The 23,846-nt window shown below is 50.4% G+C and carries 20 protein-coding genes; 3 read left to right on the top strand and 17 right to left on the bottom strand.

The annotated features are described in order from the left end of the window. Nucleotides 1-54: 54 nt before the first annotated feature. From JI735_RS16115 to leuB, 4 genes are all read right to left on the bottom strand, one after another. Nucleotides 55-1,158 (bottom strand): ATP-binding protein, encoded by a 1,104-nt coding sequence (locus JI735_RS16115; protein ID WP_039839779.1) that lies wholly within the window; start codon nt 1,156-1,158, stop codon nt 55-57. 354 nt (nt 1,159-1,512) lie between these two features. Then, nucleotides 1,513-1,920: a hypothetical protein gene (locus tag JI735_RS16110; protein WP_039786980.1), complete on the bottom strand. Its 408-nt coding sequence runs from the start codon at nt 1,918-1,920 to the stop codon at nt 1,513-1,515. Between the two features lie 225 nt (nt 1,921-2,145). Next, complete coding sequence (locus JI735_RS16105; RefSeq protein ID WP_039839781.1) at nt 2,146-2,685, bottom strand: peroxiredoxin; 540 nt, start codon at nt 2,683-2,685, stop codon at nt 2,146-2,148. A gap of 239 nt (nt 2,686-2,924) precedes the next feature. Next, nucleotides 2,925-4,007, bottom strand: a complete 1,083-nt coding sequence (gene leuB / locus JI735_RS16100; RefSeq protein WP_020427396.1) for a 3-isopropylmalate dehydrogenase — start codon at nt 4,005-4,007, stop codon at nt 2,925-2,927. 214 nt (nt 4,008-4,221) lie between these two features. On the opposite strand from leuB, the gene JI735_RS16095 reads away from it, so the two are divergent. Continuing rightward, nucleotides 4,222-5,202 (top strand): aldo/keto reductase, encoded by a 981-nt coding sequence (locus JI735_RS16095; protein WP_039839783.1) that lies wholly within the window; start codon nt 4,222-4,224, stop codon nt 5,200-5,202. Between the two features lie 90 nt (nt 5,203-5,292). On the opposite strand, the gene JI735_RS16090 is transcribed toward JI735_RS16095, so the two are convergent. From JI735_RS16090 to JI735_RS16075, 4 genes are read right to left on the bottom strand one after another with little or no spacing between them, the layout of a single operon-like run. Next, entirely contained in the window at nt 5,293-6,381 is a 1,089-nt protein-coding gene (locus tag JI735_RS16090; protein ID WP_039839784.1) for a DUF4097 family beta strand repeat-containing protein, read from the bottom strand. A gap of 18 nt (nt 6,382-6,399) precedes the next feature. Next, nucleotides 6,400-6,897, bottom strand: coding sequence for a hypothetical protein (locus JI735_RS16085; RefSeq protein ID WP_051052356.1), 498 nt, complete (start codon nt 6,895-6,897; stop codon nt 6,400-6,402). Nucleotides 6,898-6,932: 35 nt separating this feature from the next. After that, entirely contained in the window at nt 6,933-7,388 is a 456-nt protein-coding gene (locus JI735_RS16080; RefSeq protein WP_039839786.1) for an anti-sigma factor family protein, read from the bottom strand. After that, complete coding sequence (locus JI735_RS16075) at nt 7,385-7,909, bottom strand: RNA polymerase sigma factor (protein WP_267919285.1); 525 nt, start codon at nt 7,907-7,909, stop codon at nt 7,385-7,387. The genes JI735_RS16080 and JI735_RS16075 overlap by 4 nt, the downstream gene beginning before the upstream one ends. Before the next feature lie 272 nt (nt 7,910-8,181). On the opposite strand from JI735_RS16075, the gene JI735_RS16070 reads away from it, so the two are divergent. Continuing rightward, complete coding sequence (locus JI735_RS16070; RefSeq protein WP_051052357.1) at nt 8,182-9,330, top strand: response regulator; 1,149 nt, start codon at nt 8,182-8,184, stop codon at nt 9,328-9,330. 118 nt (nt 9,331-9,448) lie between these two features. On the opposite strand, the gene JI735_RS16065 is transcribed toward JI735_RS16070, so the two are convergent. The 5 genes from JI735_RS16065 to ilvB all read right to left on the bottom strand — a co-directional run bounded on the left by JI735_RS16065 (nt 9,449) and on the right by ilvB (nt 18,635). Next, nucleotides 9,449-13,231, bottom strand: a complete 3,783-nt coding sequence (locus JI735_RS16065) for a collagen binding domain-containing protein (RefSeq protein ID WP_202677565.1) — start codon at nt 13,229-13,231, stop codon at nt 9,449-9,451. 340 nt (nt 13,232-13,571) lie between these two features. Then, the gene (locus JI735_RS16060; RefSeq protein WP_202677564.1) at nt 13,572-15,113 is read right to left on the bottom strand and encodes a 2-isopropylmalate synthase; all 1,542 of its coding nucleotides are present in this window, start codon (nt 15,111-15,113) and stop codon (nt 13,572-13,574) included. A 112-nt stretch (nt 15,114-15,225) separates the two neighbouring features. Beyond that, entirely contained in the window at nt 15,226-16,218 is a 993-nt protein-coding gene (gene ilvC, locus JI735_RS16055; protein ID WP_020427387.1) for a ketol-acid reductoisomerase, read from the bottom strand. A 183-nt stretch (nt 16,219-16,401) separates the two neighbouring features. After that, the gene (ilvN, locus tag JI735_RS16050; RefSeq protein WP_020427386.1) at nt 16,402-16,890 is read right to left on the bottom strand and encodes an acetolactate synthase small subunit; all 489 of its coding nucleotides are present in this window, start codon (nt 16,888-16,890) and stop codon (nt 16,402-16,404) included. Continuing rightward, nucleotides 16,887-18,635 carry a biosynthetic-type acetolactate synthase large subunit gene (gene ilvB / locus JI735_RS16045; protein WP_039839801.1) on the bottom strand — a complete coding sequence of 583 codons (1,749 nt, stop codon included), beginning with the start codon at nt 18,633-18,635 and terminating at the stop codon, nt 16,887-16,889. The genes ilvN and ilvB overlap by 4 nt, the downstream gene beginning before the upstream one ends. Nucleotides 18,636-19,221: 586 nt before the next feature. On the opposite strand from ilvB, the gene JI735_RS16040 reads away from it, so the two are divergent. Then, nucleotides 19,222-19,683, top strand: a complete 462-nt coding sequence (locus JI735_RS16040) for a GNAT family N-acetyltransferase (RefSeq protein WP_020427384.1) — start codon at nt 19,222-19,224, stop codon at nt 19,681-19,683. Here the strand turns inward: JI735_RS16040 and JI735_RS16035 are convergent. From JI735_RS16035 to JI735_RS16020, 4 genes are all read right to left on the bottom strand, one after another. Then, nucleotides 19,680-20,012, bottom strand: coding sequence for a hypothetical protein (locus JI735_RS16035; RefSeq protein ID WP_039839803.1), 333 nt, complete (start codon nt 20,010-20,012; stop codon nt 19,680-19,682). The two genes, JI735_RS16040 and JI735_RS16035, sit on opposite strands and share 4 nt — an antisense overlap. 208 nt (nt 20,013-20,220) lie before the next feature. Then, nucleotides 20,221-21,171 carry an ABC transporter permease gene (locus JI735_RS16030; RefSeq protein WP_039839805.1) on the bottom strand — a complete coding sequence of 317 codons (951 nt, stop codon included), beginning with the start codon at nt 21,169-21,171 and terminating at the stop codon, nt 20,221-20,223. Further along, nucleotides 21,172-22,248: an ABC transporter permease gene (locus tag JI735_RS16025; RefSeq protein WP_039839808.1), complete on the bottom strand. Its 1,077-nt coding sequence runs from the start codon at nt 22,246-22,248 to the stop codon at nt 21,172-21,174. It lies immediately after the preceding gene. Beyond that, nucleotides 22,241-23,779, bottom strand: a complete 1,539-nt coding sequence (locus tag JI735_RS16020) for an ABC transporter ATP-binding protein (protein ID WP_039839811.1) — start codon at nt 23,777-23,779, stop codon at nt 22,241-22,243. Before JI735_RS16020 ends, JI735_RS16025 begins: the two co-directional genes overlap by 8 nt. Between the last annotated feature and the right edge of the window lie 67 nt (nt 23,780-23,846).

The following is a 23,846-nucleotide window of genomic DNA, read 5'->3' as shown; positions in this document are numbered from 1 at the left end:
CCCGCACAGCCGTGCTGTACAGGGATCAGCCTCCCATAAACTATATTATAGCAACTATTGGATCAGCGGCAGCGAAATGACAAATCTTGTCCCCTCGTTGACCCGGCTGCTGACCGAAATGCATCCCCCATGGTTTTTAATAATCCGGTCGCTGACGGACAGTCCGAGTCCCGTCCCATTTTCCTTCGTGGTGAAAAAAGGACTAAACAACCTGTCAAGAGTGCAGATATCCATCCCTTTGCCATTGTCGGAAATAAAGATGCGAACCTCGGCACCTTCTCTGGACGCCCCCAGCTCGATCCTGCCCATAGAATCATCAATCTTTTCGGTAATCGCTTCCATTGCGTTCCTTATCATATTGAGCACGACCTGCTTCATCTGCTTGATGTCGCCTGAGATGATCATTTCCTCCTGAAGCGGATAAAAATTGATCTCACAGCCTTTCATCAAGGCTTCGCTTTCTGTCAGCAGCACTACTTCCTTTAGCAGCGCCGATACTGGAATCATTGCCACCTGCGGCACTGAAGGTTTGGAGGAGGTCAGAAATTCATGAATAATATCGTTCGCACGATCGATCTCCGCTAATATGATCTTGGCATACTCCTCTTTGCCCAGCTGATGAAGATGGGGATGCAGCAATTGAATGAACCCGCGAATCGCAGTCAGCGGATTTCGGATCTCATGAGCAATTGATGCTGATAATTTGCCAAGCATAGCGAGACTGTCGTTCTGGTAAGCCGTTTGTTCAATCAGCTTGTAATCGGAGATTTCCTTGAACGTGAACAGATAGCAGCCTTTCATGTGCTCGCCGCAGTGCAGAGACACTTTCCAATACCGGCCGTATTCATCTACAAATTCATAGCTTGGCTTACCTTTCTTCATCATTTCACGATATCCGTGCAGCACCTGTCTCTTCTTGAAACGGTTCATTTGGATATTCGACAGCAAGTGAATCAAAGTGCAGCCCAAAAGAGAATGCCTGTTCAATCCAAGAATGCCGTACATCTGCTTATTCACAAACGTCAGCACACCCTCTTCATCAAAAAGTAAAATTCCGCTGTCAATGTGCTCTAGTACATCCTCATATGTAGTGTTCATCGGTCCAGATTGAAACGTTCTTGCCGGCAAAAGCAAGCTTTCCTGATATTGGCTTATCACGATACGAAGTTCCCCCTTTTACTGCATTTGACGAAGAGCTTAAGCGACATCAATTTACTATGTATTTAAGTATATGACGAAGCCGCCAGAACATTCGGAAATCGTATTATATTATCCAACCGTTTCAACTATATTCCAATCATATCCAAGAGAAGCAGACAACGCAATCAGAGAAACTGTCGAATTACAAAAATATTCTTAAAATGATTCTAAAGACACACTAATTCGCATAAGGAAACCGGTTCCCCTTGCGTACTGCAGCTTCCTGGCTGCAAAAAGAGCCTCCGCCACAGGCGGAGACTCTAGAGTCACTATATAAGGCCGATACATAGACAGGCTGTGATTTCGATGTTTTTAGGCTTTTTGCTGCAGGCGGTGCCGCCGCTGGCTCATTACAGCGAGACGTTTCTTAAGCTCGCGTTCCCACTTGGTATCTTCAATCTGCTTGGCAACAGCCAATAGATCAAGGGCCATGTCAATCTGGCTGCGGACGATACTCAGCGGATCTTCACTCTCTACGTTGATGACGTTCTCGAAGATCGCTTCTTCATCCTCCATTACATAGTCCTGGAAATCAACATCGGTCACACCATCGCCATGGGCATATTCCGCCAGAATTTCATATTCGTTTTCGACTTTATAATGTACCTCCACCCGATGGCAGACCGGGCAAAAAAGCAGGGGAACATTATGGACTTGCGTGCGATAATGCTTTAGGGTTCCCTTCGTTCCAACCATACTCGCTCCACAGCAAAAGCTCATTTTTGTTCACCCTCCTTGGCATTTTACATTGATTTCGTATATTGTATTACAAAATGAAAGCGGAAATTCCACTGCTTGAAGCTATAAATTAACCTTTAAGCCCATTTTCAGACGAAATTCCCTTACGTTAAGACTGTTTGGTGCAAAAAACCCCCTCGCCGGGAATTTCTCCCGCAAGGAGGTCTTCTTAGTATATCAAAGATCGCTGTTTATGCCAGCCCGGACTTACAGATTTTTGTCGCCCGGTTTCCAGTTCATCGCGCAGAGTCCGCCTGATTGCAGAGCTTGCAGAACACGAAGTGTTTCTTCTACGCTGCGGCCTACATCGTTGTGGTTGACTACCTGGTATTTCAGCTCACCGTCAGGATCAATGATGAACAGACCGCGCAGTGCCACACCTTCTTCTTCGATCAGGACGCCATAATCACTGGCAACCTTCTTCGTGATATCCGAAGCAAGCGGGAAGTTGATCGGTCCAAGACCGTTCGAATCCTTAGGTGTGGTAATCCATGCTTTGTGGCTGTGAACCGAATCGATGCTCACACCGAGAATTTCGGTATCAAGCGCTGTGAAGTCAGCTGCAGCCTCGCTAAGCGCTGTGATTTCCGTCGGACATACAAATGTGAAGTCAAGCGGATAAAAGAAGAATACAAGCCATTTGCCGCGATAGTCGGACAAGCTTACCTTACCGAAATCCTTACCGTCGCCCGTTACGGTTTCCATTGTGAAATCTGGGGCTGGTTTACCTACCAAACGTTCTGCCATTGCTTAAATCCTCCTTTGATTATGTAAGAAAAACAATTGTCAGAAGATCCTTCCAGTGCAATATGCTTTTCTTGATTGATGAGTTGGTTATATCTTGCTTGCTATAGACCAAATGGTATCATCGTACAAAATCAAAGTCAATATTACAGTCATTACTTTTTTATAATTATTATAAATAAGCAACTTTCTGTGAAGTTTTTTGTTTTTCTGCGTCAAAAGGAGAAAAGCTGTGTTCCAGCTTAGGCTTTGCGGATAGCCGCCACAATGAGATCGCCCATCTGTGCGGTGCTGAGGGCCTTGCTCTTATCTACGGCGATATCGCTTGTGCGGTGTCCCGCATCCAGCACCTCAGCCACGGCAGCCTCTATAGCAGCCGCAGCCGCCTCATAACCGAAGGTCAAGCGGAACATGAGAGCGAGCGACAGAATGGTGGCGATTGGATTAGCCAGTCCCTGTCCGGCAATATCAGGCGCAGAGCCGTGGACCGGCTCATAGAGGCCGTAGCTGCCTTCGCCGAGCGATGCCGAAGCCAGCATGCCGATCGATCCCGTCAGCATTGCAGCTTCATCACTCAGGATATCTCCGAACATATTCTCCGTCACAATAACATCGAAGCTCGACGGACGGCGGAGCAGCTGCATAGCGCAGTTGTCTACAAGTACATGCTCCAGCTCTACCTGCGGATATTCCGGAGCAATTCTGTTCACAACTTCACGCCAGAGACGGGAGGTTTCCAGAACATTCGCTTTGTCGACACTCGCAAGCTTATTGCGGCGTTTGCCGGCAATTTCAAAGGCTTGGCGCACAATGCGCTCTACTTCCGTTACATTATACACACATGTATCAACGGCTTCTTCACCGAATTCGCCTTGACGGCGCAGCTTGTCACCGAAATAAATGCCGCCTGTCAGTTCGCGCACCACCATGAGATCTGTGCCTTCCAGCACTTCCGGCTTCAGCGTCGACGCATCCTTCAGACAGTCAAAAACAACGGCCGGGCGAAGGTTCGAGAACAGTCCCAGCGCTTTGCGAATGCCCAGCAGCCCGGTTTCCGGACGCAGCTCCTTGGGGTTGTTGTCCCATTTCGGCCCGCCGACCGCACCCAGCAGCACAGCATCGGCGCTGCGGCAGATTTCCAGCGTATCCTCCGGAAGCGGCGTTCCCCGTTCATCAATGGCAATACCGCCAAACAGCGCCTGCTCGGTTTCAAAAGCATAACCGAACAGTTCCTCCGTTTTTTTCAATACTTTCAACGCTTCAGCCACAACTTCAGGTCCGATACCGTCCCCGGCGATTACGGCGATTTTTTTGACCTCGCTCATTACCGTCACTCCTCTGATTATCTGCTGCTCGCAGACATAGTTCTTCTGTATATTGTTGTATCATAACCACGGCCAAAGGACAAAGATATAGATTCTATGAAAGTGATAGGTTAAGCCTATAACTGAATTTGCTCTCGTTACTTAAGAAGATTACAATTAATTTGTACTTATAGAAAAGCGGCTTGGCCATTACATGAAGAGGAGATGTTGTGGAGTGCAATACGCAAAGCTTGGCAAATCCGGTATGAAGGTCAGCCGTCTTTGTCTGGGGACGATGAATTTCGGTCCGATTACAGACGAAAAGGAAGCCTTCCGCATTATGGACGCTGCGCTTGATGCCGGAATCAACTTTTTTGATACCGCGAATGTGTACGGCTGGGGAGAAAACTCCGGACTCACGGAAACGATTATCGGCCGCTGGTTCAAGCAGGGCGGCGGACGGCGGGAAAAGGTTGTGCTCGCCACCAAGGTCTACGGGGCCATGAGCGACAAGCTTGACGGTCCCAATGATGAACACGGTCTCTCCTCCTATATTATCCGGCGGCATCTGGAAGGCTCGCTGTTGCGTCTGCAGACGGATCACATCGAGCTGTACCAAATGCACCATGTAGACCGCAGCGTCTCCTGGGACGAGCTGTGGAGCGCCTTTGAGCTCGCTGTGAGCCAGGGGAAAATCGGCTATGCCGGCTCCAGCAACTTCGCCGGCTGGGATATCGCTGTGGCCCAGCAGGAAGCCAAGGCCCGCGGATTCCTGGGGCTTGTCTCCGAACAGCATAAATACAGCCTCACCTGCCGTCTGCCGGAGCTGGAAGTTCTGCCGGCGTCCCGGAGCCTCGGCTTGGGGGTCATTCCCTGGAGTCCGCTCGACGGGGGCTTGCTTGGCCGCAATGCACTCAAGAAAATAGAGGGCAGCCGCAGCGGCGGAAATGCGGAGCGGGTAGAACAGTACAAGAGCCAGCTTGAGGCTTTTGCCGAACTTAGCCTTGAGCTTGGCGAACCGCAGGATAATATCGCTCTCGCCTGGCTGCTGGCGAACCCCGCGGTCACTGCTCCGATCATCGGCCCACGCACGCTGGAGCAGTTCGAAAGCGCCCTGCGCAGCCTGGAGGTCCTTCTGGATGAGTCCGTACTGAAGCGTCTGGATGAGATTTTCCCTGGTCCGGGCGGCGCAGCTCCGCAGGCGTACGCCTGGTAGGATCAGCGCTATCAAAAAAGCTGTTGTACAAGGCGGTCTTATGCCAGGTACAACAGCTTTTTCTATCAGAAAGGGATCTTGTATCAACCGCTATTCTGCCGTATCTACCGTTACTGACCCATTGCTGGTCGACAAAGAAACTTTGTGGGTTCCGCTGCCAAGTACGGCGGTTCCATGACCGTCGCTTCCGTCCCAGCTGACATTGCCCTTCAGCGAGCCGTTGCTGGTATCAGCGGTGATCGTCGCATCCGTAGCAGCCGGCACGCCAGCTATGATCTTGCCGTTGCTGGAGGAGCATTTCCATTCGCCGGTGATCCCCGAGTTAATCGTAATCTTGCCGTTGCTGCTCTTGGCATACAGCGAACCATCGATATTGCCCAGACTCATCGCACCGTTGGAGCTGACCAGCTTCACTTCACCCTTCACATTCTGTGCGGTTATTGTTCCATTGCTCGTATGCGCATCCACACCTCCGGCTACATCATGAATGTCCAGTCTGCCGTTGCTCGTATCCGCTTCAATACCGGACTGCAGATTGCCGGCTTCAATCGATCCGTCACTGGTTTCGACTTCTACTGCAAGATTGCTGGGAAGGCTGACATTTAAATAGGGATCTTTGAAATTGAACCCGATATGAATATTGGACAGCCAGCCGGAATTTCCCTCCAGCTTCATCGTCAAGGTGTCTCCTTCGGCAATAACGGTCCACTTCTGCGCCAATGCGCTGGAGGCCTCTTGTTCCGAGTCTCCTGGCAATTCCAGCTTTCCTTCATAATCAAGCTTGCTGCCTTCCACTCCATTAAGCTTAATCTTGCCGTGTGGCAGCTCGATCTTCACATTTTTAATCCCTGGCTGCACCTCGGCCGTTCCATTCACCGGCACGAGCTGGGTATTGCCAAAGATTCCGCTGAGCGAGCCGTCAACCAGCACTTTTTGTGCCCCGCTGGCAGCAACCAATATCACAATGAGAACAACAGCCCAGCCGCTTATACGGGTTTTGGCATCGGATTTGATGAATATCCGCAGCAATGTCTCCAGCCCGAACAATATAAGCAGTGCAGGCCAGAGATATCCCAGCGCCTGGTAAGTAATCACATCAAATTGGGCTAGTGCGATGATAACCCCCAAAATGATGCAGCCCAAGGCTGCGGTAAAACTGCCGATCTTCCATCTCGCCATTGTCATTTCCCCACTTCTCTATACTTTTGGATTTTTCTTCAGCATTCTCAGCCCGTAGCCGATCAGGCCCAGGGACAACAGGATGGATCCGATATTCATTTCGGTAAGCAAATCCCAGAGCCCCGGGAAGGTGGTGACGATCAGCAGCAGAATACCCGCACCTACACAGCCGAAACCGATCCAGACCGGATTCACATCATCGTTCGGATAAGCCGGACTGGCAGGCATCCCCATACCCCAGGGCATCCCGTAGGCGTCCTGATGGAACATCATGCGTTCATGCTCTTCGGCGGATATTTTCATCCAGGCTGCTTTTTGAAGGGCATCAAATAACTGATAGAACCACAGCGCAGCCAGAGCGAACGGGAAGACCATTGGCATCGAGGGGATAAAGATAATACATAAGGATGCTCCAATCATATACTCAAGCCCTAATTTTTTGAAGCCTAAATACAGATGTCCGAGCCCCGGTACAATCGCCAGAAGAAAGGTGAGCCAACGTCTTTTTTTAATCATATAATATCCTCCTTGAAGTTGCTGAATTGATCGATTTATTTATTTACACCGTCAGGGTTAAGCCAAGCGCTGACCGATGTGGACATATGCCCGTTAATCTCAGTAATGCCGTAAGCCATATCTTTGAACACACCCAGCTGCAGCAGCAGGAAAGTCAGGCCGACCGCGACTCCATAGTGCAGCCATGAGGTTCTGGAGGCTGTGCGGGGTCTTGCCATAGTTGTTCTGACCGCCCGTTCCCGGCGTCCTGTCTCCAGCTGTTCAATTTGGGACATTACATCGGCAGTGATATCCGGAATATCCAGATGTTCCAATGGCTCTTGTCCGCTCTCCATGTCATTCCACAAGGAAGACATTTCCTTCGCTTCCTCCAGCCACCGGGCGCAATCGGGACAAGACTCGATGTGCAGACGGATTCTCAGCTCCGCTTCGGGAGACAGCAAGCCATCGATATAATGCGGCATCCATTCTTTTACTGTTGCACAATTCATCGCCATTCCTCCCCGTTTTTACGCATCATCTGTCTGGCCCTGTACAGTTGCGACTCTACCGTTTTGACTGAAATGCCTTTCTGCTCGGCAATCTCCTGATAAGAGTGTCGCTGAAAATAATACATCTGCACGACCGACCGGTACGGTTCCGTGAGATGATTCAGATTCTCGCCCAGCTCTTCCGAAGCTTCCTTGCGGAGCAGCACATGCTCTGGCGTCTGCGACGTCACCCAGTCATTCTCTGTATAATCCGCCGTACTGCGGTGCCGCCATTCCCTGTCATTGGCCCGTTTCCAGTCCAGACAGGTCCGGTATGCAATCCGGTACAGCCATGTGGAGAATGAAGATTGCCCTCTGAAGGAAGGGAGCGCCTTATAGGCTTTGATGAAGACCTCCTGGGCCATATCCTTGGCCGATTCAGCCTCACCTGTAATCTTGATGCATACCCGATATACCATGCCTTGATAACGTTCCACCAAATGCCCGAAGGCCTGATGCTGCCCGCCCAGCACGGCTGAAATCCATTCTGCCTCTTCCAGTATTCTCCCCTCCTTCAGCTACATAATATTAGACGCAGGACTTCTCTTTTCCCCTGCAAAGATTTCAACTATTTTTTGGGGCGGCCGAAGCTCCCCCATTTGAAGGAAAAACTGTCTTCCTGTCGAAAATACATAACTAACAAACCGTATATCCGTTTCGCGATTCCAACAGTCTTATTGTACCCGGATGTTCAGCCTTCCTCCAAGCGGTTTGTCTGCAGCATGATAATCCAAAAAGAAGTGGTGAGATCGGAATGATACAAGCTTTGCTGGTGGATGATGAGCGGCTTGCCCTTATGAAATTAAAGCTGATGCTGGAAGAATTAACAACGGTAAATATCATGGGCTCTTACACGAACCCGGTCGAAGCAGTCAGCGCAGCTTCCCAGCTTCAGCCAGACGTTATTTTCCTGGATATAGATATGCCTGAAATGAATGGTGTGCAGGTTGCGGAAGCCGTGCAAAGCCTGTGTCCGGGCACCAGCATTGTGTTTGTGACCGCTTATAACAGCTATGCCGTAGAGGCTTTTGAGCTGTATGCCCTGGATTATGTGCTGAAGCCTGTCCGGCGTGACCGCCTGCTTAAGACCATCCAGCGGCTGAAAGAACGATTCGGCAGGGAAGAAGGAGCTGTAAAAAAGCCTGAACATGAGATCATGATCCGCAGTTTTCAGTCTTTGCGCTTTGAGCGTGCCGGCCAGCCGCTCCCTGCCATCCGCTGGCGCACTTCCAAAGCACAGGAATTATTTGCTTACCTGTTCCATAACCGCAACCGCTTTGTCAGCAAGGACAGTCTTATCGAGCTGCTGTGGCCGGATTTCAATCTGAAGCGGGCTTCAACTCACCTCTACACCACCATTTATCAGATCCGCCAAAGTTTGAAGCAGGCTGATATCGGGCTGCAAATCGGCAGCGCCAGCGGCGGGGAAGGTTATACCATGGAGACAGGCTCCATGCTGATCGACAGCTATGAATGGGAAAAGGGCATTCTTACTCTGGGCCCAATAAACGCTGAAAACTGCGAAAAGCATCAGCGCCTGTTCTATTTCTACTCGGGTGACTATCTGAACGACTACGATTATTTATGGGCTGAGAGTGAGCGGCAGCGTCTTCGGACGATTTGGCTGCATCATGCGATGGGAATGGCTGAATTTTTCACTGCCGGGGGAAGGATTCCCGAAGCGGTAACGGTGTATCAGCGGGTGGTTCAGCTTCAGCCTTATTTTGAGCAAGGACACTTGGGGCTTATGAAGGTATATGACAGCATCGGGGAACGTTCGGCAATCGAGGAGCAGTATCAATACCTGGCAGACCTTCTGAAGCGTGAGCTAGGTGTAGATATGCCTGATAACATTAAGACCTGGTATGAGGAATGGAAGCAGCAGCATTTCAAAAGCCTGTAGAGGCTGCCCGCAGCGCAGAACAGTGAGGCCTGGTCATTTATTTAGTATGTACACATGCCGAAGACACCCGGGGATACGTACGCCCGCGGGTGTCTTTGGCATGAATTTTAATGCTTAATTACTTCGATTTTTTGTGGTTCTTGAACCTTCTGGACATAACGGCTCCCAGAATCATTAAGCCCCCGCCTGTCAAGTAAAGCGGCAATGGACTGTTTTCTCCGGTCTGCGGAAGTTTGCCGGGCAGCCCGTTTTCCCCAGTGTCCGGTGTATCGGTTACAGTCCCCTTCGGCACTTCATCGACACCTACTTCAATGATTTCTTCTTCCTCATTGCCGTCTTTATCGGTAACGACAATTGTAAATTTGTCTTTACCGGTATAGCCGGGATCAGGGGTATATGTCCATTTGCCATCAGGTGTAATCTTCACGGTACCATGTGCAGGCTGTTCACCAATGCTCGGAACCCCTCCCAATGGAATCTCCTCATCGATAGGTACTTCCTCATCGGTGGTAACGGCTGTAGGTTGCGGAACAGCCGGCGTCTGTACCGGTGAGGCAGACGGCGTTGCTGCTGGTGTTGCCGATGGTCCAGGGGTGACTACTGTTCCCGGCACCGATGAAGTCACTGGAGTCGGAGTCGAATAGTCGATCACTGGCGGCGTAGTCGGCGTTGCTGTTGCTGTTGCTGTTGCTGTTGCTGTTGCTGTTGCTGTTGCTGTTGCTGTTGGCGTTGGTGTTACTGTTGGCGTCGACGTTGGCGTTGCTGTTGGCGTTGCTGTTGGCGTTGCTGTTGGCGTTGGTGTTGCTGTTGGCGTCGGCGTCTCGGTTGGCTTCACCGTAGGTGTCGGCGTTGGCGACACCACCGGAGATGCCGTCGGCGACGCTGTCGGCGTTGCCGACGGTGTTGGTGTTGCTGCTTTTTGATTATATACTTTGAATTCTTCCACTATGGCTGTTGTCGAATCGAACGTAATAACTTTTTTGCCCGAATCCAGAACATATCCGGAAGGTGCGCTGATTTCCTGCAGCAGATACTTACCCGGCCATAGGTTTTTAAATACTGCCTCTCCATTGGCATCTGTTGTAAGGGTATTAAAGAGCACTTCGCTTGAGCCTGACTTTCGGTACAGCGCAAAGGTTGCCCCGCTCAGCTTCGATTGATCAGCACCGTCGGCTTTGATAATTTTCAGTGCTTTTCTGGTGCCTGTGCCCACTCCATCCGCCGAAGACAGCGCAACTGTAATATCTTTGGTGCTGGTCTTCGTAATGGTTGTGGAATTCTTGCCGGTCAGCCCGACTTTGTTGGTTACCTTATCGTTATTGTTCGCTACAATCAGCGATTCGTACTCCAGAATATAAGCTTTTTCAATAGGTGCTTTGAATTTCAGCACAAACTGCTGTTTTCCCGAATCAAGGTCGGTAGTCATTGTCAGTTCATAATCTTTTCCATCAACCAATGGAGTTCCCGTTTTCGCTACATCTCCAGCAGGATTTACCGTAGTCGCATAGAGCTTAAAAGAATCGGCCAGCAGGATTTGATTATCGCTGGGATCATCCGTGACTGCCGCATCTTCGATATACGACTGGCTGTAGTTGATGCTGACGGTCCATTTGATCTTAGTATTGCTCTGGCTGCCGCTCTTCTGCACAAATTCATTAGCCTTGGGAATCGTCAGCGAAGCTGTAAGATTTTTCGATTCCTCTTTGCCTTCATTGTACAGATTCGCAGTATTCGTAATTACAGGACTGTCGACCAATTTTCCCTTTAGACTTGTTTTGAAATTGATGATGTATGCAGATTCAATCTTCTTCATGAACTTCACTTTTAGCAGCTTCGTGGTCTCGTTGTAAGAGACTGTATAATCCGTGTTAAGTGTCAGCTTGGCCGTTCCCTGGCTGTAGTCGCCATTTTTGGCCACGATCATATTGTAGATTTCTACAGACCCCGGAACATATACCTGCTTGCCTTCTATAGTATCGGTAACCTCGGCGCTGTTAAGCGGGTTGCGGTTATAATTGACCCCTACGGACCAGATAATTTCCTTGCTGGACGCATTATAGGAGCCGCTTTTGTAGCCGTTGGCTTTTTCCGCCGGTTTAGGATCAAAGGATGCGGTAACGGTTTTGGTGTTCACATCCGCGGAGCCCGGTTTGGTCCATTCCACTGTCGCCCGGTTCACAAACTTGGCATCCGTGGTCAACCAGTCGCTGGCGAGCCATTGATTATCAAAATAAGTTTCATAAGTAATGGTATACGGTCCGGTAATCTGCGAATTAAACTTCACCTCAAAACCGGTATCCGGTATTTCATTCTGAATCGAGAAGCCCGTGGTAATCACGGTATCGCCTTTCTTGACAACGATGCTGCCGGGAATGATTTTCAGCCCTTTGTTTGGAAAAACATCCTTGACGACTACATTATCCATCTGATAGCTGTCGGCATTGAGGGTCACGGACCATTTTACCTTTTTGTTGGCATAATCGACACCGCTGCTTGGCAGCGTTTTGGCAATAATCACCTGACGGATGCTGCGTGTGCCGGTTTCATAAGTGTCCCCGGAGTAAACGGTATTTGTTACTGTTGTATCCTTCTCAACACGGCCGGTGGCCTGGGTTTTGTATTTGATTTTGTAAGCACTGTTGATGTCACTGTTGAACTTCAGTTCAAAGCCGTTTTTCCCGCTAGGCGCAGTTGATGGAGATATCAGCGTATAATTGCTCACAGGTGTGTCGCCCACTGTTCCTCCGGCATTCGTCAAAAAGCTAACCGGGAAGACCTGCAGAGAATCTGCCACCAGCTCCTGTGTGTTGTCAAAATAATCCTTCAGCACAGCATTCGCCTGGGCAACCGGTAGTTCATTGTAATTGTAATCGATCTCCCAGGTAGTCGTCTGGGTATTAGGATCATATGCACTGGAGGTTTTCTTCAATGGTGTTCCATAGCTCACATTGACCGTTGCCGATGACTTCGATGCCGGCAGTCCGGTACCCTTTAAAGAAGCTTCATTGGTGAAGCTCTTTTTTGTAAGATCTGTAATGTCTGTAGTAAATTGAATACGGTATGCGCCCGTTATGGGAGATTGCTTGAAGGCTACGTTCAGATTTCCGGAGGGATCTGTCACCGTATACTGGGAAGAAGGGATTTCCGCCCCCTGCGCCGCCGATCCGTCCAGCTTCACGTTAAGCTCATACACCTTTACATCCAGCGGGTCCGTTAAAGCAAGGCCAGCCGGGATAACATCTGTGACAGAGGCATCATAGACACTCGACAGCACCTTGTTCACGTCGACCGTCCAAGTGATTTGCTTCGCGTTCAGACCATCCTTGTTGGTGCCAACAGGCCTGCCGCTTTTTTCAATAATTGAAGCATTATCCGGAACAAACTCAAGCGTTACAGTCTGGTTGCCTCCGTTAACCGGAAAGACGATGTGCTGCTCAGTCGTTTCAGTAAAGCTGGCTTTATCAAATTTCGTATTAATCGAGAAAGAGCCATGCACGCCAAAATATTTATCAACATCCTGGCCAAAGGTCATGTTAACTTTATTGGGATTACCCTTCAGCACATCAAAATGTCCCAAAGTAAGGCCATCCGCCTGCAGCGGTGTCCCCATGATGTCACTGGCCAGCACAAAGTGGTCCGGCAGCTCGAAACTGTAAGTATCCCCTTCCTGATAAGTATTATCCGGCAGCTCCCAATCATAAGTAAGCTTCACTTCAGCGCCCTGCTTGTAAACCACATCGGTTACGGGAACCCCGTTATCATACACGGCCATTGTCACGCTGGTGATGATATTATCCGTAATTTCCGCAGCATGAGCTTGAGTATTGAAGCCCAGCCCGTAAGCGCCTTGTACAATTATTATAAGAACGCTGAGTATGGCTGCTATTCTTTTTTTGAGCATCGTTACAGTAAACCTCCATTTCACATTTTATAATTATTTGCGTATCCTGTGCTCATTGAATTGTAATCTCCCCTGATGAACAATTTCTGAACAGATCTATACCATTGGCCTTATATGTCTTATAAAAGACAAAAAAAACGGGGATATTCGCAAAATCGACAATATTTCCAGTAATTAAAGTCACTGATTAATCGCTAATATAACTTTGCAGCCCGGCTGGACATCACAAAAAAGCTGTTCAAACCCTAGATTCCTCTACGGTCTGAACAGCTCAATATGCATAATTATTCAAAAGTATAAAGCTGCGCTAAAGGCTGTCTTTGTATCAGCCCCGGCGGTTTTACAGATTCGCGTGATCGCGCTTTGTATAGGTTTTCCGTTTCTCCAGCAGCTTGTTCAGCGCGTTCAGATAGGCTCTGGCGCTCGCCTCCAGAATATCGGTACTGAGCCCGCGGCCCTGCGCAGCAACCTCGCCCTGAGACAACACTACGTGAACCTCGCCCTGGGCGTCTTTGCCTCTGCTCACGGCCTTGATGGAATAATCGCCCAGCGTAACTTCCTCACGGGTCGCCTGGTCAATGGCGTTGTAAATGGCATCAACCGAGCCATTGCCTTCGGCAACCGCAACAATCGGCTGTGGCTCCGGCCCTTTAATCGTTATCGTCGCTGATGGAGTGGCCTCATTGCCGTAAGTAACATAAATCGTCTGCAGGCTGAACACCTCTGGTGTATCGAGCAGTTTTTCCTCCAGCAGCGCCAGAATGTCCTCATCCGATACTTCCTTTTTCTTATCCGCCAGGTCCTTGAACTTGGTAAACGCTGCGTTCAGTTCCTCCTCCAAAAGGTCATAACCCAGATCCCTAAGCTTGTCGCGGAACGCATGGCGCCCGGAATGCTTGCCAAGCACCAGCTTGCTCTCTTTGAGCCCGATGGTTTCTGGAGTCATGATTTCGTAGGTGGTCTTCTCCTTCAGCATGCCGTCCTGGTGAATTCCGGACTCGTGGGCAAACGCGTTGGCCCCGACAATCGCCTTGTTGCCAGGGACGACCATGCCTGTCAGCCTGCTGACCAGACGGCTGGTACGGGAGATTTCGGACAGCACCAGGGACGTCTTGGCATCAAAAAACTCGCTGCGTGTCTCCAGCGCCAAAGCCACTTCTTCAATAGCAGTATTCCCCGCACGTTCGCCGATTCCGTTGATGGTGCCTTCGATCTGGTCGGCGCCATTCTGGATGGCAGCGAGCGTATTCGCTGTAGCCATGCCCAGATCATTATGACAGTGGGCGCTAAGCTGGACCTTCTCAATATCCGGCACGGTGTCCTTAAGAAATTTGAAGATCGCACCATACTCCGATGGGTTCAAATAGCCTACAGTATCCGGAATGTTGACTACATTTGCCCCCTCCCGGATCGCCATTGCCACCATTTCAGCCATGAAGTCGCGTTCGGTGCGGCCAGCATCCTCAAGTGAGAATTCCAGCTTGGAGAAGTATTTTTTGGCATAACGGATGGCAGCCTGTGCAGTTTCCAGCACCTGGGCCTTTTCCATACGCAGCTTATGCTGCCGGTGAATCGGTGAAGTCGCCAGGAACAGATGAATGCAGGGGTCCTGTGCCCCTTGAAGCGCTTCACGAACTGCATCAATGTCGCTTTCTCTGGAGCGGGAGAGGCCGATCAGCGTTACATTCTTCACTGCCCTCGCCACAGCATTCACTGCAGCCAGATCTCCTGGCGAAGCTGCGGGAAATCCCGCCTCCATCCGGTCGATCCCCAGCTTCTCAAGCTGGTAGGCAATCTCTACCTTTTCCCTTGTATTGAGGTTCACCCCCGGCGACTGCTCTCCGTCACGCAGCGTCGTGTCGAATACATATATTTTCCGCAAAGCTGAGCACCTCCCCAACAAGTTTGTGCTACAACCCTCAAATGCGGCCCGCAAAATACGGCCGCATTTGAGAATCACACTATAGTACGTTCATTATTGTAAGTATATGAGACTATTTCTTAATCCAGTGCATCATTTCACGCAGCTGGCTGCCTACGACTTCAACCGGATGAGCGGCTTCGTTGCGGCGGGTAGCAGTCAGGAATGCACGGCCGGATTGATTCTCAAGGATAAAGTCGCGGGCGAATTTACCTTGCTGGATATCGCTGAGCACTGCTTTCATTGCTTTTTTGGTTTCGTCAGTAATGATGCGCGGACCTGTTACATAGTCACCGTACTCAGCAGTGTTACTGATGGAATCGCGCATGGTGGCAAGTCCGCCTTCATACACAAGGTCAACAATCAGCTTCATTTCATGCAGACATTCGAAGTATGCCATTTCAGGAGCATAACCTGCTTCAGTAAGTGTCTCGAAGCCGGCTTTGATCAGCGCGGATACGCCGCCGCACAGAACAGCCTGTTCACCGAACAGATCGGTTTCGGTTTCTTCACGGAACGAGGTTTCGATAACCCCTGCACGTGTACAGCCGATGCCTTTGGCATAAGCAAGGCCAATGGCCTGGGCATTGCCGGTTGCATTTTGTTCAATCGCGATCAGGCCGGGAACGCCGAAGCCTTCAACATAAGTGCGGCGAACCATGTGGCCCGGGGATTTTGGCGCTACCAGCAGCACATCCGCATCCTTAGGTGCCACGATTTGGCCGAAATGAACGTTGAAGCCGTGGGAGAACATCAGCGCCGCGCCGTTTTTGAGGTTCGGCTCGATTTCATTTTTATAGACGGATGCCTGAGTTTCGTCCGGCATCAGAATTTGCACTACATCCGCGCGGGATACTGCTTCAGCTACCGGCAGCACTTCAAAGCCGTCATTCTTGGCGGTTTCGAACGATTTGCCTTCGCGCAGGCCGATGACAACCTGAAGACCGCTGTCACGCAGGTTCTGGGCCTGGGCATGCCCTTGGCTGCCGTACCCGATTACTGCAATTGTCTTCCCTTTTAGTACACTAAGCTCTGCATCCTGTTCATAGTACGTTGTCACTGCCATTGTCAATATCCTCCTTTAATTTGGGACCCATCGTAAAGAGCGGGTGCTTCAAGAGAGCCTTCAGGGTTGAAAAATGGACCGGCTGCTCTTCAAGCCCCCGCTCTTTCGCGGGAATTCCTTTCCATCATCTTATCAAATTAATGCAAACAAGCAGCAATTCGTTAAAGCCGTAAATTATAATGATCAGGCATTTCCCCGGATCATTGCTGTAACGCCGGTACGGGACAGTTCTTTGATGCCATAAGGCTTAAGCAGTTCGATCATTGCATCAATCTTCTGGGTATCCCCAACCACCTGCACAAGCAGGCTGGTTGTGCCGATATCCACCACGGAAGCGCGGAAGGTTTCAACAACACCCATAATTTCCGGACGTTCAGCCGGTTCCGCTTTGACCTTAATGAGCGCCAGCTCACGGGCAACCATCGGCTTGGAGCCAAGATCCACTACCTTGATCACATCGATCAGCTTGTAGAGCTGCTTCTCGATCTGCTCCAGCGTGTGCTGGTCGCCAAGTGTAACAATGACCATCCGGGACAGGCCGGCCTCTTCGGACTGCCCGACGGTAATGCTCTCAATATTGAAGCCCCGGCGCCCGAACAGGCCTGACACCCGCTGCAGCACACCCGGCTGGTCATTCACAAGCACAGCAATCGTATGTCTCATCACTGTCATTCATCCCCCATCAGCATTTGATCGATGGTCGACCCTTGAGTTACCATCGGGTAGACATTCTCGTCCTTAGGAACAACGAATTCTACCAGAACGGGTCCCGGCGTTTCCAGTGCTTCTTTCCACGCAGCGCCTGCTTCTTCCTTGTTCGTTGCCCGAAGTCCTTTTACCCCGTATGCTTCAGCCAGCTTAACGAAATCCGGGCTGCCTGCGAGGTCGGTATAGCTGTAACGCTTATCATATATGAGGGTCTGCCACTGCCGGACCATCCCCAGAACCTCGTTGTTAATAACCACGATTTTGACCGGGATATTATGGATCGCACAGATCGCAAGCTCCTGTGAACACATCTGCATGCCGCCGTCACCATTAATGGAAACTACCAGCCGTTCCGGATGTGCCATCTGCGCTCCGATCGCCGACGGGAATCCGAAGCCCATCGTTCCAAGCCCCCCGGAAGTAATCCATGAACGGGGATGATTGAATTTGTAATATTGGGCAGCCCACATCTGGTGTTGTCCAACATCGGTAGTAACAATAGCTTCACCTTTGGTGGTGTCATTAATCATCTGAATCACCCACTGCGGTTTGAGCTCTGTGTCGGAATCGTTGTAGTGGAGCGGATAATCCAGCTTCCACTGGGCAATCTGCGTTCTCCAGGCATCGGCACCCGCTGCACGGCTGACCTCAGGAATCAGCATCTCCAGCACGGTCTTCACATCTCCGACAATCGGAATGTCAGGCGACACGTTTTTGCCGATTTCCGCCGGATCGATGTCGATGTGAACGATTTTTGCTTTTGGCGCAAAACCGTCCAGCTTGCCGGTCACACGGTCATCGAAGCGGGCCCCGATGTTGATCAGCAGATCGCATTGCTGAATGGCATTGTTCGCTGTATACGTTCCGTGCATGCCGGGCATTCCCATCCACAGCTCATCCGCACTCGGATAACAGCCCAGGCCCAGCAATGTAGTTGTGATCGGGATTTCTGTCCGCTTCACGAATTCATACATTGCTTCGTGGGCTCCGGAATAGATGACCCCGCCGCCTGCAATAATGATTGGACGTTCCGCCTCCGAAATGGCCCGGACCAGCTTATCCAGCTGGAGCTTGTTCGGAACCGTACGCGGGTTATAGCCGCGGAGGTTAACGCCTTGCTGCTGGACTGGACTATACAGTGTCTTGGCAGCCGATACATCCTTCGTAATGTCGATCAGTACCGGACCTTTGCGGCCGGTGTTGGCGATATGGAAAGCTTCATGAATGACGCGCGGAAGTTCTTCAACATCGCGTACCAGATAGCTGTGCTTCGTAATCGGCATCGTAATGCCTGTAATATCCGCTTCCTGGAAAGCGTCGGTTCCAATCAGGCTGGAGAAAACATTGCCGGTGATTACCACCAGTGGCACCGAGTCCATATAAGCGGTCGCGATCCCCGTTACCAGATTGGTTGCTCCCGGACCGGAGGTAGCAATACACACACCCGCTTTGCCGCTTGCTCTGGCATAGCCGTCAGCCGCGTGAATCGCGCCCTGCTCATGCCGTGTAAGGATATGCTTGAAATCCGTGAAGCCGTGAAGCGCATCATAGATATACAATACTGCACCGCCCGGATACCCAAAGACGGTATCAACCCCTTCCATTACAAGACTGCGCAGCAGGACTTCGGAACCCGTAATCACCTCGGGATTCTTCCATTTCTCACGTAACTGCTCTATAGACCGCACTTCCGGTGTTGGCGCGCTCATCAGTATTCCTCCCTTCAATAGTTAACATGCATTATGGGAATGACAGACCGTCTATGAATTCAACTGTTAAGGTTCCTGGCAACAAAAAAACCTTCCGCCTCCCACGCGCAGAAGACAGCGCGTGAGGGACGAAAGGTTGATCTTCCGTGGTACCACCCATGTTTGCATTGCATCTCACGATGCAACGCCTTATCAGGATACAAAAATCCATCGATGTAGGCAGGGCCCAAATCTTTGTAACCTGAAGTCCCTAACGCGGACTAAACGATTCCCCCTAATAATTCCACCACTCTTGCCGGTGGACCTTTCAGGAAAACAGCTCCGAGGTGAGCTCGTATATAAGGGATTCTGGTGGAGGTTGCAGCAATTCCTCTCACTCTCTGAGCAAAAGAGCCCTTAAAACTTCGTCCTCATCATTGCCGATGATTATATGTTCGTAAATGTTTAGACACATTATATGATTCCTCACACGGTTAGTCAATACCCTTCTTTTGGGCAATCGTCACAAAATGTTGTTCTTTCCTTGCCGGAACGCCCACACCCCTTAGAGCATATGATATACGACAATGCGTGAAGGGGGCGCTTTATGATTCGCTACCGCAGACCCAAGCAGGATGACGCCGTGATTCTTGACTTGATTGAAAAGCAACTGGTTCCATTATCACATCTTCCACAGACTGTTATCAACCAGATCCGAAAAGATCTGCCCCGGCGTCTGGGGCAAGGGGTCACCCTTGTGGCTTGTCCGGATTATGAGAGCGATCCGCTGGGATTTGTACACTTTATGCTGCATGGAGATTTGCTCTATATTGACATGCTGGCCATAGCCCCGGCCGCAAGACGCAAACGCTGGGGGAATATGCTTATGGACAGAGCTGAGCGCTTTGCACTATCACGCGGTTGTCTAAGGGCCAAGATATCCGTGGATGCGGGCAATGCGCCAGGCATTTCCTTTTATCAAAAATTGGGCTACAGCGTAGCCCGTTATCAGCCGCAAAACTTCTGCTATGAATTCGAAAAACTGTTAGCCAACAGATTCAGAGCTTAAAAGAAACCAATCGGCGGAACGCCATATCCAGGCCCGTAGCCGCCATATGGTCCAGGAACCGGACCGGGGCCGTAACCGCCGTAAGGAACGCCGGGGTAACCATAGGCTCCGTATGCGTAAGGTGCCGTACCGACGGCCAACAAATCAAACAGCACCAGCGGAATCAGCGCTTTGGTTTGCACTTTTTTACCGCTGACCCGTTGTAAAACCAGACGGTTGCCCGACACGCGGAGCAGCTTGCCGGACACTTTTGTGCCATCCTTTTTCACCGCGACAATATTTTTGCCTACCAGCTTCATCACCTGTTTCTTCGTCACCGGCTGTGCCATATTATCCCTCCTAAAAATGAATACTCAATAAAACCCGCTGCAATCTGCGCTAAAGTTTCATCTTCACAACAGTCTATTCGCACGCATAACACTTCGCCTGTACACCTGTCCCCGTCAGCCTCACTTGCAGCTTCAACAAAAAAACGCATTCCCGGAAAAGACCGGAAATGCGTCATACTTGCTTGTTCTAGGCAGAGAATAATAAAGTCTAACGTTTGCTCGGGTCGTAAGGTTCGCCCAATGCCTTTGGAGCCGAAGAACGTCCAACCGCACTCACCAGAACGATAATGGTTAGTACATAAGGAATCATGAAGATAAATTCCTGCGGGATGTCTTTGGACCATTCGAACAACTGGACATAGTTGCGGATCGCCTGGGACAGGCCGAAAAATACAGCAGCCCCAAAAGCGCCAAGCGGATTCCATTTTCCAAAGATCATCGCTGCAATAGCGATAAACCCCTGACCGGAAACCGTGTTATGCGCAAAGGTGCCCGTGGTCGTAAGCGTAATGGTCGCTCCGCCAATACCCGCCAGCAGTCCGCTCAGCATTACTCCGATATATCTCATCCGGTTTACGTTGACACCGAGTGTATCTGCAGCACTTGGATGCTCCCCTACAGAACGCAGACGAAGGCCAAACGGAGTTTTGAAGAGCACAAAATAAATCACAATAACCAATATAATCGCAAGATATGTCGTGGGATAGGAATTGAATAATCCCTCACCGATGACCGGAATTTTGGAGAGTCCAGGAATAGCCACTTTATTGAACCCATCCAGCAGCGGCGTTTCGCCGGCTCCCTCAAAGATCAGCTTGACTACATAAAGCGTGCTGCCCGCAGCCAGAAAGTTGATGACCGTACCGCTGATCGTCTGATCTGCCTTAAATGTAATCGACGCCACCGCATGAATGAGCGCGCCAAGCACGCCTACAACCATTGCACACAACACGCCGATCCATGGAGCCCAGTCTCCCATACCGGCATCCTGAGCGTAATATCCGCCTACGGCTGCGGCAAAGGCACCAAACATCATCAAGCCTTCAAGTCCAATATTCACGACACCGGAACGTTCAGAGAAGATGCCACCGAGGGCGGCAAATATCAGCGCTGTGGAAAAAACTAGCGTTGTATTGAGCAATTGGCCTAATATCTCCATCTATAACACCTTCTCTTTCTTGCGCTTGAAGTAGAACGGTTTGAGCACCCAGCGCACAATTCCTTGTGCCGCTATGAAGAAAATAATTGAACCAATAACGATGCGGATGAGCTCAGGAGGAACATCCGCCCCAAAGCTCATGCCTGCTGATCCATAGGTCAGCGTACCATAGAGAATCGCAGCCAAAATTACTCCAAGCGGATGTGTCAAGCCAAGCAAAGCAACGGCAATGCCGTCAAAGCCATAACCCGGGGAGGCCGCAAACACAGATTGATAGTGGAACACGCCAAGCACTTCCCCTGCCCCGGCAAGACCGGCAAAAACACCGCTGATGAACATGGCCTTCATCACATTGCGGCCAACATTCATCCCTGCGTATTCTGCAGCATGCGGGTTCAGGCCGACAGCGCGCATTTCATATCCCTGTTTGGTCTTCCATAGGTACACATAGAAGAACACTGCTGCAGCAAGCGCGATCGCTGTTCCCCAGTGGAGCCGGGCATTATCAAACACGGAATTCAGAAATGTCATCGAGAGCGAAGCCGGAATATCCTCAGAGCGGTTCTGCCCTTGAAGCAGCAGAAAGGATCTGACAATATAGTTAGACAGGAACAGCGCAACCCAGTTGAGCATGATGGTAGTAATAACTTCATTAATTCCGCGTTTCGCCTTCAGGTACCCGGCAATCCCCGCCCAGAGGCCGCCACAGACTCCGGCAATAATAACAGCCAGCGGTACAAGCACGAAGCTTGGCAGGGTCCCGGCAAACTTGATGCCAACAACAGATGCGGCTGTCATGCCAATGAGCACTTGACCGTCAGCGCCAATATTAAACATCCCTGAACGGAATGCAAAGGCTACTGCAAGTCCTGTGAACATCAGCGGTGTCATCTCACGGATCGCCTCACCAAAATCATACGGGCTGCCAAATACGCGTTTGAACAGCGCAGAGTATGCAGCGATAGGATCGTATCCGCCCACCAGCATAACGATAGCCCCCACCAGAAAGCCCATTACAATTGCAACTAGCGGAACGATGTAGTTGTCGGTCGCAAATATTTTTCTGAGTCTAGACATCCGCATGGCCTCCCCGTTTCAAGCTTCCCGCCATCATCAGACCCAGTTCCTGATCGTTGGTATCCTGCGGGAATACTTCACCGACAATCTGGCCTTCGTAAATGACGGCGATTCTGTCAGATACATTCATGATTTCATCGAGTTCAAAAGAAATCAGCAGCACCGCTTTGCCCTGGTCCCGCTGAGCAATCAGCTGCTTCTGCACAAATTCGATTGCACCGACATCAAGACCGCGCGTCGGCTGGGCCGCAATCAGCAGTGTCGGATTTTTGTCTATTTCCCGCGCAATAATCGCTTTCTGTTGGTTACCCCCTGACAAGGAGCGCGCTTTGTTCTCAATGGAAGGCGTTCGGACGTCAAACTGCTTGACCAAGTCCTCAGCATGCTGATCAATGACTTCTTTGTTCAGGAATCCATTCTGGTTGTACGGACTCTTATAATACGTCTCCAGCACCATATTCTCGCTGACTGTAAAGTCCAGCACGAGGCCATGTTTGTGGCGGTCTTCCGGAATATGGGAAACATTCATTTCAGAGACTTTCCGCGGACTCAGGTTAGCAATCTCTTTGCCTGATACAGTAATGGACCCTGAATCAATCTTGCGAAGCCCCGTAATCGCCTGAATCAGCTCGCTTTGCCCGTTGCCGTCAACTCCTGCTATTCCGAGGATCTCGCCAGCCTTCACCTCAAAGCTGAGGCCATTTAAAACTGCCACCCCTTCTTTGCTCTTGCTGCTGACATTTGTCAACTTAAGCACGCTTGAGCCAATATGGGGATTCTGCTTGTCCACCTTGAAGGTTACCCCGCGTCCGACCATTTTTTCGGCCAGTTCGTTGGGATTGGTACCGGCTGTTTTTACAGTATCAATGACCTTGCCCCGGCGGATGATGGTAACCCGGTCGGAAATCTCCATGATTTCTTTCAGCTTATGTGTAATCAGAATGATGGACTTGCCCTCTGCAACGAGCCGCTTCATAATCGCCATCAGTTCCGTGATTTCCTGTGGCGTAAGCACAGCTGTAGGCTCGTCGAATATTAGTATATCCGCACCGCGGTACAGGGTCTTCATAATCTCTACCCTTTGCTGCATGCCGACCGAAATGTCATGAATTTTGGCATTTGGATTGACTTGAAGGCCATACTGCTCCGATAGCTTGCGAACCTGCTCCGCAGCGGATTTATAGTCGATTTTAAGACCTTTTTTCGGTTCCATGCCCAGAACAATGTTCTCGGTTACCGTAAAAGGCTCTACAAGCTTGAAATGCTGGTGAACCATTCCAATGCCAAGCTCAATCGCTTTATTGGGGTTATCGATAATAACCGGTTTCCCGCCGATTTCGATGCTGCCCTCATCGGGCTGATACAGTCCGAAGACGATATTCATCAAAGTGGATTTGCCTGCTCCGTTCTCACCAAGCAGTGCATGAATTTCTCCTTTTTCGAGCGTAAGACTGATAGAGTCGTTCGCAACGATACCGGGAAAGCGTTTTGTGATTTGCTTCAACTCTACAACAGGAGCCGCAGCACTCATGGAATCACCCTCATCACAGAATATTATTGCCTTATAGACACGGCTGTACCGCCCCCTGAAGGACGGT

Origin of the sequence: Paenibacillus sonchi (assembly GCF_016772475.1) — a bacterium.
Taxonomy (GTDB): Bacteria; Bacillota; Bacilli; order Paenibacillales; family Paenibacillaceae; genus Paenibacillus_AQ; species Paenibacillus_AQ sonchi.
This window is presented reverse-complemented; position numbering and strand designations above follow the sequence as displayed.

Coding starts and splice junctions, on each gene's coding strand:
- JI735_RS16110 (WP_039786980.1), bottom strand. CDS start 1,920: ATGAGCTTTTGCTGTGGAGCGAGTATGGTTGGAACGAAGGGAACCCTA.
- JI735_RS16105 (WP_039839781.1), bottom strand. CDS start 2,685: ATGGCAGAACGTTTGGTAGGTAAACCAGCCCCAGATTTCACAATGGAA.
- leuB (WP_020427396.1), bottom strand. CDS start 4,007: ATGAGCGAGGTCAAAAAAATCGCCGTAATCGCCGGGGACGGTATCGGA.
- JI735_RS16090 (WP_039839784.1), bottom strand. CDS start 6,381: ATGGCGAGATGGAAGATCGGCAGTTTTACCGCAGCCTTGGGCTGCATC.
- JI735_RS16085 (WP_051052356.1), bottom strand. CDS start 6,897: ATGATTAAAAAAAGACGTTGGCTCACCTTTCTTCTGGCGATTGTACCG.
- JI735_RS16080 (WP_039839786.1), bottom strand. CDS start 7,388: ATGAATTGTGCAACAGTAAAAGAATGGATGCCGCATTATATCGATGGC.
- JI735_RS16070 (WP_051052357.1), top strand. CDS start 8,182: ATGATACAAGCTTTGCTGGTGGATGATGAGCGGCTTGCCCTTATGAAA.
- JI735_RS16065 (WP_202677565.1), bottom strand. CDS start 13,231: ATGCTCAAAAAAAGAATAGCAGCCATACTCAGCGTTCTTATAATAATT.
- ilvC (WP_020427387.1), bottom strand. CDS start 16,218: ATGGCAGTGACAACGTACTATGAACAGGATGCAGAGCTTAGTGTACTA.
- ilvN (WP_020427386.1), bottom strand. CDS start 16,890: ATGACAGTGATGAGACATACGATTGCTGTGCTTGTGAATGACCAGCCG.
- ilvB (WP_039839801.1), bottom strand. CDS start 18,635: ATGAGCGCGCCAACACCGGAAGTGCGGTCTATAGAGCAGTTACGTGAG.
- JI735_RS16040 (WP_020427384.1), top strand. CDS start 19,222: ATGATTCGCTACCGCAGACCCAAGCAGGATGACGCCGTGATTCTTGAC.
- JI735_RS16035 (WP_039839803.1), bottom strand. CDS start 20,012: ATGGCACAGCCGGTGACGAAGAAACAGGTGATGAAGCTGGTAGGCAAA.
- JI735_RS16030 (WP_039839805.1), bottom strand. CDS start 21,171: ATGGAGATATTAGGCCAATTGCTCAATACAACGCTAGTTTTTTCCACA.
- JI735_RS16025 (WP_039839808.1), bottom strand. CDS start 22,248: ATGTCTAGACTCAGAAAAATATTTGCGACCGACAACTACATCGTTCCG.
- JI735_RS16020 (WP_039839811.1), bottom strand. CDS start 23,779: ATGAGTGCTGCGGCTCCTGTTGTAGAGTTGAAGCAAATCACAAAACGC.